This window comes from Flaviflagellibacter deserti (assembly GCF_042652085.1).
GTDB lineage: Bacteria > Pseudomonadota > Alphaproteobacteria > Rhizobiales > Methylopilaceae > Flaviflagellibacter > Flaviflagellibacter deserti.
The window spans coordinates 992,925-1,010,411 of record NZ_JBHSJF010000006.1 but is presented as its reverse complement, the minus strand read 5'-3'; the positions used below and the strand labels follow the sequence as shown (position 1 = coordinate 1,010,411).

Sequence of the window (17,487 nt, the reverse complement as noted above, 5' to 3'; positions counted from 1 at the left end):
CTTTCTGGCTAATGACGGGCCGGAGGAACCGGCCCGTCGTCTTGGCGTCAGAAGTCAGAGCTTGAGGTCGTCCGGAACGAACTCATGCGTGCCCTTGAGACTCAGCTTGAAGTCGGCCGTGTTGTCGCCGCCGGTATTGCCCTGGATTACGGTGTAGTCGCCGTCAGCCCTGGTCTCGTAGGAGACCATCAGTTGCGCGGCCGCCGTGAAGGTCGGGCCTGCCACCAGCGAGAACGCCTGGTTGCCCGTGACTCCGCTGTTGGCGTCGATGCCGGTGAGGTCGACCTGGTCGCCAACCTGGAAGTTGACGATCGTGTCGCCATTCGCGGCCGCGGCGCTCAGGAACCGGAAGGTGTCGTTGCCGGCACCGCCATCCATGACGTTCACGGCTTCGCTTGCCGTGATCGAGTCGGCTCCGGAGCCGCCGATCACGTTCTCGACGCCCCATAGCGCGTCGGTCCCACTCTGCGCACTCGTCGTGCTGCCATGGCCGCCGACACCGGTTCCGAGATCGACCGTGATCGCCGCCGTGATCGCCGACATGTCGAGCGTATCGATGCCAGTTCCGCCATTCGGCTCGTCGCCAAAATAGCTGTCGTTCCCGTCTCCGACCTCGGCGACGAACAGATCGTTGCCCGCGCCGCCGACGACCGTGTCGCTTCCAGCGCCCGCATTGATCAGGTCGTCTCCGGCATCGCCGAACAGGCGATCGTCGCCGGCATCGCCGTAGATCATGTCAGCCGCGCCGCCGCCGAAGACATGATCGTCGCCGGCATTCGCCGAGATCACGTCGCGACCTTCACCGCCATTGACGAAGTCGTTGCCTTCGCCGGCGACGATCGCGTCGTCTCCACCATGGCCCATGATGACGTCGTCGCTGGCGAGACCGATCAGATTGTCCGCCGCGGCGGTGCCGACGAGGACGTCCGCTAGAGCCGTGCCGACGCCGGGTTGGACAGGAGGCGGTGGGACGGTGGTGTCGTCATCGTCCTCGCCAGTGGTGTCGTCGTCATCGTCGTCGTCACCACTGGTGTCGTCCTCGTCGTCTTCGTCGTCTTCATCCTCGTCATCATCATCATCGGACCCGGACGTGTCGTCTTCATCGTCGTCGTCTTCTTCGTCTTCATCGTCGTCCGATCCAGTGGGATCGTCATCATCTTCATCTTCGTCATCGTCGCCACCGGTTCCGGTGTCGTCGTCATCATCCTCGTCTTCGTCATCGTCATCGTCCGGATCCTGGCCGGTATCATCGTCGTCGTCCTCGTCTTCGAGGTCGGCTTCGAAGATGTGCTCGGGCAGGTTGGTCAGGCCCGTATTGCGGGCGATGATGTCCGCGAACTCCTGGCCGTCGACGAACTCCTCGTAGAAGTCGAAGTTGTCGAACCTGTCGAGGTAGTAGAACCGGTCGCCTTCCTGCAGGCGGTCGAACTGCTCGTGCAGCACGACCCAGAAGGTCTGGCCGACCATGCCGCCATTGATGTGCTGCTCGGCCAGGCCGCCGACCCACAGATCGACACGATCGATGCCCTTGACGATCTTCGAGCCGTTCGGTCCATCCTGAAGTTGGATGTCCGGATTGACCTCGACGAAGGCGTCGATCTTTTCCTGCGTATCGAGGACGAGATCCGGATAGGCCTCCATGAACTGCGCGATGACCGTATTGCTCAGCCCGTTCCGCGCCTGGAAGTCTGCCCAGGACGTGTAGGGGTCCATATTGCCGGCGAAGCCGATCGCTTCCCGGATGTACGGGTCGAGCGAGGCCTTCAGGTCGGCGCGCACCTGATTGAGGGTACCGAGACCCACATCGCGTCCGCGGGCAACGTTGAAGGAGAACAGGTCGGCGTTGATGCGAACCAGGTCGTTGCGCACCGCGTCGACGATGTTGAAGTCGACCTCTTCGGCCGGCTGCTGTGCGATGCCGCCCAGGATCGAGCTGACGCCGAGCTGAGCATAGCCGGGCTGCGGCACGTAGCCAGGAGGCAGAGGCGCGGTGAACACGCCCGGGTCGTTGCTCGGATTGAGGAACGCGTCGAACAGCGCCACCTGCTTCGGCTGACCGTTCTCGTCGAGAATGGTCATAGTCTGGCCGATCAGGGAGTGACCGACGCGATAGACCGCCGAGGCGAATTCGTGCGAGATTCGGGCGTCGACCTCTTCGTTATAGCCCTCATGTCCGTGGGTACCCAAGCCGCGTATGCCGCCGATGAGAGCGTCGGCGAATTCGTCGAAGACGACCCGCTGATACTCCGCCTCGTTCAACATCTTCGCCGCCTGGAAGACCTCTTCATCCGTGCCGTCGAAGCCAGCTTCGAGCAGCTTCTCGACATGGAAGTTGTGGTTCCGGGCCCAGACCGTGTGCATCGCGGTCAGCGCGAAGTTCTCGTTGGCACGCCCGTCGCCCGCCACAAAGTGGTCGAGCAGGCTGATGAACGGATTTGTGTCCAGCAGAAGCGGGAAACCGCTGCCCATGAAATTGGACACAGCCGCGTTCAGAACGTCCGGATCGAACGCTCCCGTAACCTCATCGAGCAGGTTGCCGGTCGCACCACTTGGGATCGGATAGTTCGAGTAATAGTCGCGGAAACTGATTTGTCCGCCGGGTAGCGACGCGTCGTGGAAGATCGTGTTCGCCTCCCAGTGATGCTGGATCAGCTCACGCAGGGTCGGGAGCAGATTGAAATCCGGGTTCGAGGGATCGACGCCGCCCTGGAGCAGACGCATGCCGACGCCCTGGTTGCCGTCGCTCTCGCGCAGGAACTGACCGACCAGTTCGTTCGACCCGTAGGCCTGGTTCTGGTCGACGAACGGCGAGGTCTTGTTCATGTGCTCGGGATTGCCGTCTTCATCGAAGCCAGACACCTCGCCACGCGTCAGATCCGCCGGTGTGCTGCCAAACGGCGCGCCTTCGTCGGGACCGCCGATTTCGAGCTTTCCATACGCCGCGTTCTTCGGCAGGAAGTCGAGGCCGTGGTCGAAGTACTGGCCGAACGCCATGAAGAAGATGTTCGCGTCGTTGGCCTGCTTGGGAAGCCCATCCTCCTGCTCGCCCAAGATGTTGCTGATGTCGCGCGGATCGAGCCCGTCGAAGATGGGATTGATATCGCGATTGCCTTCATCGTTGAGATCGCCGTAGCGGGCTTCCGTCAGGCGGATGAAAGGCTGGTCGGCCGAGCCGAAATCGGGGTTGGCTACATTGTTGCCAGTGCCCTCGAGATCGCGGATGCCTTCATGACCTTCGGTATCGTCGTCATCCTCGAATGCAGGCCGACCCTGAACGAGGTTCTTCAGGCCCGCGATATCGCGAGCTGTCAGCTCGAACGCACCATCGATGACGTCGTCGTCATCATCCACGATCACCGGATTGCCGTTACTCGCGAAGGTGATCGAATGCGTTCCGTTCGACAGGGTCGTTGTGCCGTTCGGATTGACCGTAGTCGTGTAGTTGGCGAGCGATTGTCCGTCCGCGAGTTCGATCACGTCCTGCGGCCGCATTGTGCCGACGATCGTGTCGTTGCCACCGTTGGACTTGAAGACGATACGGTGGGCCGATGTCAGGCTGGAGATGTCGACCGTATCATTGCCTTCGGAACCATCGATCGTGATGGTGTTGAAGCTCAGGCTCGTCGGCGAGAAATCGCCGATCGGCAGCACCGTGTCGTTGCCGGGCCCGGTGTTGATCCGGATCTCCTCGATGTCCGCGAGTTCGGCGATCACCGAAGCGAAGTTGGTGCCGTTTCGCGTGATCACGATTTCCGTGGCTGCGGCGAGGCTGGCACCGTCATTTCCGGCAACTGCATCCCAGGCAGCGCGTGTATAGACCCGATAGGTCTCGGCCGCGTTGGTGCCGTTGATGACGAATGTATCGCCCTCAGTGCCCTCAGTGCCGCCGTTGACGATATCGCGGCCGTCGGTTCCAGCGTTGTAGACGATCATGTCGTCGCCAGCGCCGGCGTTGATCGTGTCGTTGCCGCCGAAGCCCAGAAGCAGGTCGGCATTGACGCTGCCCGTCAGGGTATTCACGCCGCCCGTGCCCTGGACGAGGGCATAGACGCCGTCGTCAAACTCAAGCTGTTCCACGCTGCTGAGCGTGTCCGTGCCGCCCGTGCCGGTGACCTCAAGACTCGTGCCGTCGAGCGTGAAAACATGAGCGGAGGCCGTGCCGGAGAACACCACGCGATCGGTGCCGCCATTGCCGGTGAACACGTTGTCGTCGGCATTGCCACGGAACGTGTCGCTACCGGTCCCACCGGTGACGTTGTCGACGCCGGCAATCGATGTGAAGCCGGTCGCCGTGCCCGCCGCCAGATCGACCGAAACGGCGCTTGCTGTGTTGTAGGCAAGGGTGTCGCTGCCGGCGCCCAGGCTCGCGGTGACGCTTTCCACGTCCGCCGCAACCGAGCCGCCGCCCTCGATCTGGGTGATGCGGGTTCCGTCGAAATTCACCGACAGGGTCTCGGCATCGTTTCCGCCTTCGTCGACAATCGCCAACGTATCGGTGTTCGCGCCGCCGGTGATCGTATCACCGCCGCCGTCGCCCTCGTCGATGTCGTAGACGATGACGTCGTTGCCGTCGCCGCCGCTGACCGTATCATTTCCATCACCGCCGACGAGAAGGTCGTTGCCGGCGCCGCCATTGAGTATGTCATTGCCTGCTGCGCCGAACAGAAGATCGTTGCCGGTCCCACCCGTCAGACGATCCGCGCCGGTTTCGCCGGCGAGCAGGTTATTGCCCGACGCAACGGTGACCGTCCGGGCGGTCGGAGTCCCGCTATTGGCCGGATCGGCCGTGCTGACCGTGTAGTCGGCCGAACCGAGCTGGTAGCCGGCATAAGAACCACCGTCGAAGTTGATCAGCTCGACACCTTCGTTCGTGTTGTCGAAGTGATCGATCGCGGTCAGGGTCTGGCCGTTGAAGGCGATGTCGAGGTTGCCGTCATTCGTGCCGGCGCCATCGTCGGAGACGGAAAGGGATGCGAGCGCCGCTCCCGCCGTCAGGATCGTAATGCGATCCTGGCCTCCGAGCTCGTTGATCGTGTCATCGCCACCATTCAGGTCAACGCGATAGGTGTCATTGCCGGTCCGACCCGCCAGCAGGTTGTCACCGGCATTGCCAGTGAGAACGTCGTCGAAATTGCTGGCAGTGACGTTCTCGATGCTCGTCAGCGTGTCGTTGCCATCGGCACCGGTCGCCAGGCCGGTAGCGAGGTTGACAGTCACCGCCCCGGTCGCAGCCACGTACGTCACCGTGTCGGTGTTGGCACCGCCATTCAGAGTGTCGTTGCCCGCACCACCGTTCAACGTGTCGTTATCATCGCCGCCATTGATGACGTCATCGCCTTGACCACCGTTCAACGTATCGTTGCCGTCGCGTCCGTTGATCAGGTTCGGGTCGGCAGTGCCGTTGAGGGTGTCATTGACGCCGCCGCCGTTGTTGTCACCGACAACGGCCGTCATCTGGGACGTGACGGTTTCCGCGTAACCGCTGTCGTCCGTATAGCTCACGGCAACCCGGTAGAACCGGTTATCGTTGTTAGCGACGGCGAACGTTGGGCTGTTCGTTCCGATATTGGTCCAGCCATCAAGGCCGTTGTTCGAAACCTGCCACTGGTAATCGAAGTCCGCGGCGGGTGGCAGTCCGTTCTGGTCGGCGATGCCGTTGATATTGGCTGTCAGAACGTTCTCGGTGCCCGTGATCGTCGGGAAGCCGGTAGGCGCGCGATTGACGAGCAGAACGTCTTCATCGAGGAACCTGGCGATCTCGACGTTGTGCAGTGTATCCACGCCGTCCGAGACGAGATTGCGCTCGGTTAGCGGATCGATGACCACACTCACCGTGACATGGGTGACCGTGAAGCTGCCGTCCGTGTTTCGCTCGACCGTGTAGTTGGCGCGGACGTCGTTGAAGAACGCGATGTCCTCGTCGGTCGCAGTTGCGCCGGTGTCCACGATCTCGCGGACGATCTGCATCTGGGTCGGCACGATCGTGCGATTGACCAGCAGTTCGAACAGCGCGTGACCGCGCCAGGCGGCGGGCACCGATGTGTCGTCGGCGGCGAAAGTATGCCGCATCGTATCGACAGTCGCGAGCTCCGCCCCGGTTCCGTCGGCATTTGCCCGGATACTGATACGGACGTTCAGCCAGCGATCGCCATCGAGAATGTCGTCACCGCCGTTGCCGCGCAGATTGTCGTTGCCCGCGCCGCCGAGGAGAATGTTGCCAGCCTCGAAGAAGCCGGTTTCGGGGTTGACCCTCACGATTGCGCTGAGACCCGTGATCCGGTCGATACCCGCCTGGTCGAGCCCGTCGTTGAAGAAGATACCTTCGGTGGTCGCCACCGTATCGCCGGGCGCGATTTCTCCGAAAACACGGTCGTCGCCCAGCAGGGTGTCGTTGCCGTTCCAGCCGGAAAGCGCCTCGACCTTGTCGAAGCGGTTGCGCAAGACATCTTCCTGCTCGGTGGTGAAGATCGGGATGCGCATGTCGGCGTAACCGTCGATCTGCGCATCCTTGAAGATCGCCCAGTCGAAGCCGAACATGCCCTCATTGCGCATGACGCTTTCGCCCTGAACCATGATGTCGTCGCCGGACTCGGCGTCGAAGTCATGCTCGTCGTCACCGGCGAACATGACGTCATGGCCTTTGATGGCGCTGTTGAAGAACAGTTCCGAATTGTCGCCTGCCGTGGTGTCGAAGCCGCCCGCGGCCTCCATCCAGTCGTCGCCCTCATTGCCCATCAGCAGGTCGACACCGGCGCCGCCGGCAATGAAATCGTCGCCTTCGCCACCGAAGACTTCGGTGTCGTCGACACCGACAAAGATCGCGTCCTTGCCGCTGCCACCCATCAGGATGTCGAGGCCATTCGAGTTGGCTATGACGTCGTTACCCTCATCACCCTTGATGAAGTCGCCGCTGTCGCCACTGTCGGTGATGATGTCGTCGCCGGAGCCGCCGTTGACGAGATCGACGCCCGCGCCGGACTCGATGCGGTCATTGCCCGCATCGCCCCAGATGCCATCGTCACCGAAGTCGGTGATGATCGTATCGGCGTTGTTCGTGCCGCCGACCACGACGTGCTCGCCGCCGGTGAAGCGGATATAGTTGGCGTCCGGACCAAGGGTGCCCGGATTGTCGCGCTGGACCTTGCCGAGACCCATGGCTTCCAGCGCCGGGTCGTTGCCGAGCGGATCGACGGGGCCGGGACCGTCGAGATCATTGTTCTCGGGATCATAGTCGGCTTGATTGGCGGCGTTCACTTCCAGCACGAAGTCGTAGTTCGCGAAGGAATCGACGCCGATATGGCGGCTGATAACGTCGTCGGCCGTGCCGCGGATACCGTCCGCGCCCGGCTGCGAGATGTCGGTGTTCGCCATGATCATTTTGGCGAAGGAGTTCTGCTCCAGCATGTTCAGGAAGTTCTGACCCTGCGTGCGGGTCAGGTAGTAGAAGCGGTCGCCGTCCTGCAGCGCCTCGAGCTGTGCCTCGAACACTGCGTTGAACGTCGAGCCGAGGAAGCCGCCAAACGGCATCTTCTTTTCGGCGAGGCCGCCGATCCACAGATCGATCGTGTTGAGGCCGTTGTTGCCGGCGTTGTAGTCGCCGGTGCTGTTGAGGAAATCCAGCCGGTCGGCCGGGACCACAGTGGCCGTTCCGACGGTCTCGCCGAACACGAGTGCCCAGGCGGCATCGCGTTTTTCCTCGAGCGTCTTGTCACGCAGCCCGGTCGGGTTGGTCGGCGTGACTGCTGCCGGGTCGGTGACCTGGTCGGTGATCGAGGCGTGGAGCCCATAGGCGGCGATGAAATTCACCACCGAGATCGGATTCTTCAGATTGGCCGCGAAATCCGTCCAGCTGTCGTAAGGCGTAAGGAAGGTCGAGCCGGTCGCAGCATAGAGCTGTTCGCGCGCCTGGTTGAGCGTCGGCATGCCCGTGTCGCGACCGCGCGCGATGTTGATCGTCGCGAGGTCCAGCGGCAATCCGAGCAGGTTGTTGCGCAGCGCTCCGGTGACGAATTCGTCAATCTCGTTGCCGCGTTCGATGGTCATGCCGCGGACGATGGCGCCGGCGGCTTCCTCGGCCGTCAGTGCACCGTCATTGTTAAACGCGATGGGGTTCAGGAACGAGTCGATCAGCCCCATGTCGTCGGTTGAGGCAACCGTTCCATCCTCGTTCAGCAGCACGCGGGGCATGCTGTCGGTCAGCATGGAGTGGCCGAAGCGGTACACGACGTTCGCGAACTCGGAGAAAATCGAGGGATCGATATCCGTGATCGAGTTGAAGACGAACGGGTCGATCGCCGGCTGCACCTTGCGGGCGAACTCCTCGAAGACGAGATGCTGGTACTGCATCTCGGTCGCGAAACGGCCGGCCTGGAACAAACGCTCGCCGTCCCAATTCAATGTTTCGCCGAACGCGAGTTGCTGAACGGCCGTCATGTCGGCGAAGCCGTCCGGCAGCGCGGTGATGTCGGACCCGACAAGCCATTCATTGATGAAATCTAGATCGCCGCTTTGCAGGATGATCAGCTTCTGCGAGTCGATCTGACGATTGTGCTCGGAATGGAAGACGTGGTGGACGGCCGTCAGGCCAATATTCTCGTTGCCGCGGCCATCGCCCGTGATGAAGTGGCGCTCAAGCAACTCGTCGTCATAGCGCTCGTTGATGCCGAACTGGTTCGGAATGAGCGGATTGCCGGCGACGTCGTCATCGTCGGGTAGAATTTCGATCGGTGCGGTAGCCGGGTTCCGGTCGTGATCGACGAGGCCGAGCTTCGGCACTGCATTGTGCGCGATGTCGTCCAGGAAGGCGTGGCGCGTGCCGAGCGGCGCGATGGTCGTGACGTCTGCCAGCCCGTGACCGGCAGGCAGGTCGGCGGCCGTAATGTTCAGCAGGTCAAGACCGCCCGCTTTGCCTTCGACTTTCAACACGGCGGTTCCGCCGGAATGCTCGACTTCGACGAGCACCTGTGCGTAGCCATTCGGACCGCGCTCGAACATGCCGTATTCGTCGGTCGCGAGTAGCGGCACTTCCAGCACATGCACGTCGCTCAGCGTCAGGCCGAGCATCGTCTGCGCCTGGTCCTTTACATCAGCCCAGGTCGGCAGGCCGTTCTTGTTAACGACCGAACCTTCGGTGTGGTGACCGTCGAGAAGTCTGCCGGTTGCGACAGCGCGAGCATCGGCAACTCCGTCGCTATCCGTGTCTTCCGAGAACTTGTACTCGCGCAGGAAGACCTGATGCGATGCGTGGGACGTATAGGTCTGGTTCTGGTCGACCCAGGACGTGGTTGTGTTGGTGTGCTCGCCGTTTTCGTCCGGCGCGGCGCGTGTGAGCACCATGAAATTGCTGTGGCCGCCGGGAACGTAAAGCGGGTCGTCCGGTTCCAGCGGAATGTAGACGGTGCCATTACCGCCTTTGGTGATCAGATCGAGGCCGTGGTCGAAGAACTGGCCGAAGAATGTCATCCAGGCGTTGAACGGCGCGGAGAGCCCTTCGTCGGGCGCGACGTTGGGAATGACCAACGAGCCCTCGCTGTTGATAACCAGGCCGAGTTCACCTGCCAGGGTTTCGAGCGCGGCCGCTGGATCGGCGGCGACCGTTTCAGCCGCTTCGAGCGTTTGCTCAGCGGCAGTGACGGCCTCGGCCGCATCCTGAATAGCGTCGATGCTGGCTGTATCTCCCGGGACGTAACCAGCGACGGCCGCATCCAGGTTCGCGTTCGCCGTGTCGAGGGCCGTCTGGGCGGTGACGACAGCGGCGTCGGCTTCCGCTTGCGTGACGCGCGCATCGAGAAGGCGCTGCAGGTCGGCATGCGGATCCTCGGATCCGGCGAAGGTGAGTGCAGCAATCACTGCAGCGGGATTGTTGAGACTCATATCGACAATGAGATTGGAAATCGTGCGCGGATCGGCGTCCGCGACATTTCCGGGATTGGCGTAATTGCCATTGGTCGTCGCGGGAGCGGGACCCGGTCCGTCGGCGTCGAACTGGTCTCCGTCAAGATCATTGACGTAGTGCGGATCGAGCAGGCGGGGCATGGCCTGGTCCGCGGCACCGAAATTCTCGCGACCGGCGACGATGTTGTTGTAGGTACCGTCGACGGTGCGCAGACCGACAGGGACATGGGGATCCGGAATGGCCAGAACTGCTCCGGGCGTTCCAGCAGGAACGACGTTGCCTTCGGGGTCGACGTAAATCTCTGTCAGAGGCGTGCCGTTGGCATGCGCTTCGGAAACCTTGATCTGCTTCAGGATGAACTCGAGGTCAGCCCTGTTGAGTGTAAAAGCAGCCATGACACCCTCCGGCGCCCGATCGCTGAAGACCAGGCATAGAAATCCCGTTCCGAAAAACACATTTTCCGGCCGAATTATTTCGCGGATTTATTCGGTTAGTTATCCACGCCGAATATCGCGATTGGAGGCGATAATGCTTGATCCCGAAAATTCGAGTCAGATAACAAAGTCCAACGATTTTCCGGGATTGAGGTCCGACTTCAATTCTGGACTTCGGGCCGACTGATTATCAGACCTTGGTCTGAGCCAGCACCTGCCAAGGTCTCAGACGCAAAAACGCCGCGCTCGATAGCGCGGCGCTGACGATAGAAGTCTCTAAAGGTCAATTAGCGTAGGCGGAAGGCGAGCCACCGTATGGCGGCAGCTGCTGGGCGGCGATAACAACTTCAAGCCGGTTTCTGGCGTGAAGTTTCTGCATGATGATCGTCATATAGTGCTTCACGGTCTTCTCGCTGATCGCAAGGCTGTGGGCAATCTCGCGATTGGTTCTTCCGCGGAGCAATTGCTGGACGATCTGCTGTTCACGCAGGCTGAGCTTGTCTTTTTCCGCAGCGGTCTTGAGCATTGCGGCCTGCCTCAAGGCCGCAATGACTTTCGCTGCGAAGCACTGATTGATAAAGGTGTCGCCACGTCCGACCGCTTCGATAGCCGCCAACAGTTCGGGGACTGAGCTCCCTTTCAGGACGTATCCCCGGGCTCCCGCGTCCAGCGCCTTCACCGCAACATCGATGTCCGTGACCGACGTACAGACAAGGATCTTCGCGGTTTGCGCGAGACGCTGCAGTTCCTGGATTGCGGCGCGCGTCTCGCCTGCGAAGGACAGTTCGGTTATCAGGAGATCGGGCTGATGTTCGTGCGTTATCGCAGCGAGATCCGACGGCGACGAACCGGTAGCTACGATCTTGAACCTGTCGTCCGATCCGAACAAATTCGCCAGACCGGCGAGAAAAAGCGGTTGCTCGTCGACAAGCGCCAGATTGATACGGAACATTGGCGTTAGCCTCGGTGGTATTCTTCTTATCTACAACCGACGTTAACACTCCATACGAAAGTCGTAAATTCAAATCCTCGAAATGTACTTAATCCCGCAATTCTGCTATTGCGAACCATTCGCAAAACTGAAGCTATGTTACCGAGCGTTATCGTGTTGGCATTACTATAGGAACGAAGGGTTCGTTCCGAAGTTTGATTCCAATCAATTTCACTAAGCTAAATCATTAGAAAAGCTATAAATAATCTTTCTAAGGCAGTGCCTTCACAACTTCCGCGGCTCCCACGGGTTTCTGACGGATCCAGTCCGGTCGAAGGTGCTCCAAGAGCTTTGAAAAAGCGGGGGTAGGGGAGAACGTGCCTCCAGCGTTTATCGGTCTACAGCCTGGCGATCACCCGACTGTAAGGACACCTCAGAGATCGCGATCGGGTGCGTAATTCTCTCCGTTCCATTTCGGCCCGACGAGATTGTGGCCCGGATCGCCAACCCGCACGCTTTGGGTGGCGTAGACCTGGAAGGAGTCCTTCTGCGCTTCGGACAGCGCGAACGCGGCCACCACGGCCAGCGCCAGGGTCACGCAAATTCCGGCCAGGATGGTTCTCACGGCTTGCCTCTCATTGTGCCGGCACGGTTGGGCCGGCCTTTGCTTGATACTTAAGATCGAGTGCCGCCAGTGCGATCAGCGCAGGAGGCATGTCGACGCCCTCGCGACGGGTCTTCCGTGCCGCCGCATGGCACGCCGGGATATCGTTCGCGTCCGCCATTGCCTTGGCCTCGTCCAGCTTGATCGATGCCTGCTTCTTCGGCGGGTCCGGCGGCGTCGGCGTCGGCGCGCTCATGCCGGACGTCTGCGGTGCATTCTGGCCCTGTCCGGGAGCGGGGGCCGGTCCGGCTTTCGGAGCTTCGACAGCGGTACCCGACTGTCCTGATGCCTGCTGAGCCGAGCCGCCCGATGCGGCTGCCGCCGGAGGCGGAGCGCCGGGTGTCGATGTCGGTTTGTTCGGATCCTGGGTTGACGGCGCGACCTGTGCCGATCCCGCTGGTTGAGCCGAGGTGGCAGGTGCCGAGGCTGGAGCAGGAGCGGCGGGCTTCGGCGTCAGGAAAGCCACCAGTTCAGTGCAGATATTGGCCGGCCCGCTCGCCGGGGCAGCCGGTGTTGCGGCAACCGCAGGCGCCGCGGGAGCAGCCGGAGCAACCGGGGCCGGCGTGGGCGCCGCCGGTGCTGAAGGTTGGGCAGCGTCAGCGGGCGGAGGCGTCTGCGCGACGGCGGCGAACGGCGTCAGCGTGGAAGCGGCGAGCAGTGCCGCGAGGAGATGGCTCTTCATCGTCTCACTCCGCCGGTTGCGCGCCGCGCGGCCCGAGTTGCGGGCCGTCGATCGTCTTGGCCTGCTCTTCCTCGACCCAGAGGCTGTGATGTGTCTTGGCCCAACCGAGGTCGACCTCGCCGGAACCCATCGCGTCGTAGGCACCCTCCATACCGAGCGAGCCGATATAGATGTGCGCGAGGATCACGGCGATGAGCAGGACGCCCACGGTCGCGTGGATATACATCGCGATCTGCATGCCCTCGATCCCGGCTACGGTGAAGGGAAAGAGCATGATGATACCGGTCGCCGACAGCGCGAGACCGCCAATGACGACCGACCAGAACACGACTTTTTGGCCGGCGTTAAACCGGCGGGCCGGGGGATGCTTGCCGCCGATGAAACCGCCGAATTGCTTGATCCAGACCCAGTCGACCCGACTTGGGACGTTGTCCTTGATCCAAACCAAAATCATGATCACCAGGCCGACCATGAACGGCCAGGACACGAAATTGTGGACGTATTTCGCGTACTGGCTCCAAACGGCGAAGGCGTCCGGTCCGATCAATGGAAAGATCAGCCGCTTGCCGAAGATATAATTGAGCCCAGTCAGGGCGAGCAGGATGAAGGCGGTTGCCGTCATCCAGTGATTCAGCCGCTCGATAAAAGTGAAACGGAGGATTTTCCGCCCGGATTCTGGACTGTCCTCCAGCGTGATCCGACCGCGCGTGAAGTAGAAGGCGAACAGCGCGATGAGCATGCCAATGATGGCGATGCCGCCGATCCAGGGCAACCATTCCTCGCGGAAGGCACGGTATTCGAAGCGGCCGGCAGGTTGTTCCAGCACGGCGGATTTGTGATCCGGGATGCTGACACGCCCTTCGAGCCGCCCGCCTTGCAATTGGTTGAGGAGCTGCTGCTCGGTCGGCGCGTCGGCCGTCGGATTCTGGCCGCTCGGATTTTCCGTCGCCGGGGCGGGAAGCGGGTCCTGGCCATGCTGGGCGAAGGCCGGCGCCGCCGCGAACAGTCCCGCAGCAAAGACGGCCGCAAGGATGAGACGTGTCTGCTTCATCGCCGTCTCCTCAGGTCTGCACGGTTTCGCGGTAGGCGGTCTTCCATCCCCATGCGCCGGTGCCGTAGCCGCGCTTGGCCACACGTTCTTTGTAGATCGTGGCGATGATCTCGCCGTCGCCGGCGAGCAGTGCCTTGGTGGAGCACATCTCGGCGCAGAGCGGCAGCTTGCCCTCGGCGATGCGGTTACGACCGTATTTTGCGTATTCCACCTCGCTCATGTCCTGCTCCGGACCGCCCGCGCAGAAAGTGCATTTGTCCATCTTGCCGCGCGAACCGAAATTGCCGACGCGCGGATATTGCGGTGCGCCGAACGGGCAGGCGTAGAAGCAGTAGCCGCAGCCGATGCAAAGGTCCTTGGAGTGCAGCACCACGCCGTCGGCAGTGGTGAAGAAGCAGTTCACCGGGCAAACCGAGGCGCAGGGCGCATCGGTGCAGTGCATACAGGCCATCGAGACCGAGCGTTCGCCCGGCTTGCCGTCATTGAGGGTAACGACGCGGCGGCGATTGATGCCCCAGGGCACGTCGTGCTCGTTCTTGCACGCGGTCACGCAGGCATTGCACTCGATGCAGCGGTCCGCGTCGCAGAGGAATTTCATGCGGGCCATTTGAGTTCTTTCTCCTTACGCCGCCGTGATCTGGCAGAGCGTGACCTTGGCTTCTTGCATGCCAGTGACGGGATCGAAGCCGTAGGTCGTTAGCGTATTGACCGCCTCGCCGAGTACGATCGGGTCGGTTCCCTGCGGGTAGTTCGGACGAAGATCCTCGCCCTGATACCAGCCGGAGAAGTGGAAGGGCATGAACGCCACGCCCTTGCCGACACGCTCGGTAACGAGCGCCTTCACCCGCGACCGGGCACCGTTCTCGGCGCCGGAGACCCAGACCCACTGGCCGTCCTTGATGCCGCGGTCGGTCGCGTCCGCCGGGTTGAGCTCGACGAACATGTCCTGCTGCAGTTCGGCCAGCCAACGGTTGGACCGGGTCTCCTCGCCGCCGCCTTCGTATTCGACGAGGCGTCCGGAGGTCAGGATGATCGGGAACTTCTGCGCCGCGCCGCTATCGACCGCCGCCTTCTGCACCGTCATCCCGATGTTCGGAATCCGGAACTGCCGTCCGTCCGGCCGGGTCGGATATTTCGCCACCAGGTCCGGCCGTGCCGTGTAGATCGGTTCGCGATGCACCGGCACCGGGTCGGGCAGGTTCCAGGCATTGGCGCGAGCCTTGCCGTTCCCGTAGTGGATGACGTTGTGATCCATGCAGACGCGTTGGATGCCGCCCGAAAGGTCGACCGCCCAGCTGACCGCATCCGGCTTGTCGCCGCCGATCTTCAAGATCGTCGCTCGCTCCTCGGCGGTGAGATCCTTCTCCCAGCCGAGTTTCTTCAGGATGCCGTAGGTGAATTCGGGATAACCATCGGTCAGCTCCGAATCCTTGGAATAGCTGTCCTCGGCCAGCAAGGTCACGCCGTTGCGTTCCACGCCGAAGCGGGCGCGGAAGCAGCCGCCGCCGTCCCACACCCGAAGGCTGGTGTTGTAGAGGATGGCGGAACCCGGATGGCGGACCTCCGGCTTACCCCAGCATGGCCAAGGCAGGCCGTAATAGTCGCCGCCGACCTCTGGAACATCCTTCGGAGCGCGCAACGTCACCAGGTCGAACTTGTCCTGGTATTTCATATGCGCCTTCAGCCGCTCGGGAGACTGACCGCAATAACCGGTGGACCAGCCGCCGCGATTGATCTCGCGAAGAATGTCCTCGGCCGAGACGTGTCCGTTCTCGACCTTGATGTTCTTGAACATCTTGTCGGCAAAACCGAGTTTTACCGCGAAGTCGTACAATACGTCGTAGTCGTTGCGGCTTTCGAAAGCCGGCTCGACGATCTTCTCGCCCCATTGCAGCGAGCGGTTGGATGCGGTGCGCGATCCGTCCATTTCGAGCGACGTGCAGATCGGCAGGAGATAGGTGCCGTTCTGGCGCTGCTTCAGCGACGCGAATGTCGTCGGGTGCGGATCGGCTACGACCAGGAGGTCGAGCTTTTCCAAGCCCCTCACCATTTCCGGCATACGGGTGACGGTGTTCCCGCCGTGACCCATGACGAACATGGCTTTCAGATTGTCGCGCTGGTCGACATCGTCCGCGGGTAGGTTGACCGCATCGAACCACCGCGTGGAGGTGATGCCGGGGGTCTCCATGTTCTCCTTCTTCGAGCGCGGTTTGCGGCCGCCCTTGGCCGGCACCTCGTCGAAGCGGTCCTGGAGATATTGGTAGTCGACCTCCCAGACGCGCGCCCAGTGCTTCCAGGCGCCCTCTGTCAGGCCGTAATAGAGGGGCAGGGTGGTTATATCGAGCCCGAGGTCCGTGGCTCCCTGAACATTGGTGTGGCCGCGGAAGATGTTCGCGCCCGTGCCCGGCGCCCCGACATTGCCGGTCGCCAGCAGGAACGTGCAGTAGGCGCGGACATTCGCCGTGCCGACCGTTTTCTGCGTCGCGCCCATGCACCAGATCAGCGTCGAGGGTTTCTCATGCGTGAATAGATAGGCGATGCGCTTCAGCTGCTCGCCCGGAACGCCGGAGACGCGCTCTACCTCGTCTGGCGTCCACTTCGCGACTTCCTTGCGCACGTCGTCCATGCCGTAGACGCGCTTCCTGATGAATTCCTTGTCCTCCCAGCCGTTCTCGAAGACGTGCCAGAGCAGACCCCAGATCACCGGGATGTCAGTGCCTCCGCGCAGGCGCACATATTCCGTCGCGTGCGCGGCGGTGCGGGTGAAGCGCGGATCGATAACGATCATGTTAGCGCGATTGATCTCCTTGCCCGCCAGGACGTGCTGCAACGAGATCGGATGCGCTTCCGCCGGATTACCGCCCATGATGATCATGGTCTTGGCATTGCGGATGTCGTTGTAGGAATTCGTCTGGGCGCCGTAGCCCCAGGTGTTGGCGACGCCTGCGACTGTGGTCGAGTGGCAGATGCGCGCCTGATGGTCGACCGAGTTCGTGCCCCAGAAAGCGCCGAACTTCCGCATCAGATAGGCCGCTTCGTTGGTGAATTTGGCCGAGCCGAGCAGGTAAACGGAATCGGCGCCAGATTTCTGGCGGATCTCCAGCATCTTGTCGCCGATCTCGTCGATCGCCTGTTCCCATGAGAGCTTCTGCCATTCGCCGTTGACGAGCTTCAGCGGATATTTCAGCCGCCTGTCGCCATGTACGATTTCGCGGATTGATGCGCCCTTGGCACAATGGGTTCCGCGATTGATCGGGCTGTTCCAACTCGGCTCCTGGCCGGTCCAGACGCCGTTCTGCACTTCGGCGGTGACCGTGCAGCCGACCGAGCAATGTGTGCAGACATTCTTCTTGATGGTGATCGGCACGCCCTGTTCGTGGACGCCACCGATCGCATTCGCCTTGCGGACAGAGCCCGGCATCATCGTGCTGAACGCGGCGAGCCCGCCAGCGGCGAGGCCCGAATTGCGAAGGAAGGTGCGGCGGTCCATCCCGTTCGCCGCCGGTGCGGCGTTCGAGGAGCGGATTTGTCCGGGCTTGCCGGCTTTGCGTTTGATCAGCATCGCCGCCTCACTTTTTCAGGGTTTCGTAGCCGTTGGTGCGGTAGAAGGCCTGCACGTCCGGCGCTTCGGGCTGATATTTCGACTTCGTCTCGTCCTGACCGGGATCGTATGCCTCGGCCTCGCTGACGAAGACCGGCGTCGTTGCCGCCACGGTCGCAAGAAGAGTGGCCGTCCCGCTCGCGGAACGCAGGAAGCTGCGTCGGTCGAGCGCGTCGCGGTCGTTGGTCATCGTGCTCTCCTTTGGACGGCGTTGGCCGTCCATTCCATT

At 61.9% G+C, this 17,487-nt stretch carries 8 protein-coding genes; all 8 read right to left on the bottom strand.

Translation table 11 applies throughout. The annotated features are described in order from the left end of the window. Positions 1-54: 54 nt before the first annotated feature. Positions 55-10,290 (bottom strand): peroxidase family protein, encoded by a 10,236-nt coding sequence (locus tag ACFPFW_RS11890; protein WP_114956098.1) that lies wholly within the window; start codon positions 10,288-10,290, stop codon positions 55-57. A gap of 322 nt (positions 10,291-10,612) precedes the next feature. Further along, the gene (locus tag ACFPFW_RS11885) at positions 10,613-11,281 is read right to left on the bottom strand and encodes a LuxR C-terminal-related transcriptional regulator (RefSeq protein ID WP_114956099.1); all 669 of its coding nucleotides are present in this window, start codon (positions 11,279-11,281) and stop codon (positions 10,613-10,615) included. Positions 11,282-11,693: 412 nt separating this feature from the next. Then, the gene (locus ACFPFW_RS11880) at positions 11,694-11,885 is read right to left on the bottom strand and encodes a hypothetical protein (RefSeq protein ID WP_114956100.1); all 192 of its coding nucleotides are present in this window, start codon (positions 11,883-11,885) and stop codon (positions 11,694-11,696) included. Positions 11,886-11,895: 10 nt separating this feature from the next. Then, the gene (locus tag ACFPFW_RS11875; RefSeq protein ID WP_114956101.1) at positions 11,896-12,606 is read right to left on the bottom strand and encodes a hypothetical protein; all 711 of its coding nucleotides are present in this window, start codon (positions 12,604-12,606) and stop codon (positions 11,896-11,898) included. Positions 12,607-12,610: 4 nt separating this feature from the next. Then, on the bottom strand, positions 12,611-13,657 hold the full coding sequence (locus ACFPFW_RS11870) for a formate dehydrogenase subunit gamma (RefSeq protein ID WP_114956102.1): 1,047 nt from the start codon (positions 13,655-13,657) through the stop codon (positions 12,611-12,613). 10 nt (positions 13,658-13,667) lie between these two features. Beyond that, a complete protein-coding gene (fdh3B, locus tag ACFPFW_RS11865; protein ID WP_114956103.1) occupies positions 13,668-14,264 on the bottom strand; it encodes a formate dehydrogenase FDH3 subunit beta in 597 nt (198 codons plus the stop codon). A 15-nt stretch (positions 14,265-14,279) separates the two neighbouring features. Further along, complete coding sequence (locus ACFPFW_RS11860; RefSeq protein ID WP_114956104.1) at positions 14,280-17,219, bottom strand: formate dehydrogenase subunit alpha; 2,940 nt, start codon at positions 17,217-17,219, stop codon at positions 14,280-14,282. A 7-nt stretch (positions 17,220-17,226) separates the two neighbouring features. Continuing rightward, positions 17,227-17,448, bottom strand: a complete 222-nt coding sequence (locus tag ACFPFW_RS11855) for a formate dehydrogenase (RefSeq protein WP_114956105.1) — start codon at positions 17,446-17,448, stop codon at positions 17,227-17,229. Positions 17,449-17,487 lie beyond the last annotated feature (39 nt).